The sequence below is a fragment of the Tsukamurella sputi genome (assembly GCF_007858445.1).
Classification (GTDB): Bacteria; Actinomycetota; Actinomycetes; order Mycobacteriales; family Mycobacteriaceae; genus Tsukamurella; species Tsukamurella sputi.
Genome location: NZ_VIGV01000166.1, coordinates 1 through 553, shown reverse-complemented (window position 1 = coordinate 553; position 553 = coordinate 1). Strand labels below are relative to the sequence as shown.

Below are 553 nucleotides of genomic sequence, written 5' to 3'. Positions count from 1 at the left end.
AGCAGGGCAGGCAGTAGCCCTGCTCGGCCTCCTCCGCGGTGAGCGCGTCCTCGACGTACGTCCCGCCGTCGTAGGTCCCGGATTCGCAGCGGGCCTTGCACGTTCCGCAGGCCCCGTCGCGACAGTCGAGCGGGATGTTGATCCGCTGCCGGTACGACGCGTCCGCCACGGTCTGCCCCGGGTCGACGGAGATGAACCGGGTCACCCCGTCCTCGAAGGCCAGCGCCACCTGATGCACCATGATGAGATCCCTTCCGCCCGAATCAGACGTGGTAGATGTCGACGACGTGGTGGATGTAGTCGTTCTTGAGCACCACGGTCTTACGGCGGAAGAGCGGCCGCTCCCCCGAGAAGTCCAGCGTCGCCAGCGTGGTGCTGTAGTACGGGTCGACGGTGTCGTACCGGAAGTACATGGTGTGCCAGTTGAACCGGACGTCCACCAGGTCGCCGCGGCGCTCGATCACCTCGACGTTGCTGATGTTGTGGCTCGTCCGCGGCTCGGGCAGTGAGGTGGCGGAGGAGCGCTCGGTACGGATCCGGAAGACGCGGTCCG

The 553-nt window shown here is 66.7% G+C and carries 2 protein-coding genes; both read right to left on the bottom strand.

Annotated features, from left to right (window positions below; translation table 11 throughout):
• Positions 1-241: 2Fe-2S iron-sulfur cluster-binding protein (locus FK268_RS23650; RefSeq protein WP_146437893.1), on the bottom strand; the 241-nt coding region annotated here is incomplete at its 3' end.
• Between the two features lie 22 nt (positions 242-263).
• A partial coding sequence (locus tag FK268_RS23645; protein WP_306461503.1) for an aromatic-ring-hydroxylating dioxygenase subunit beta occupies positions 264-553 on the bottom strand: 290 nt, incomplete at its 5' end.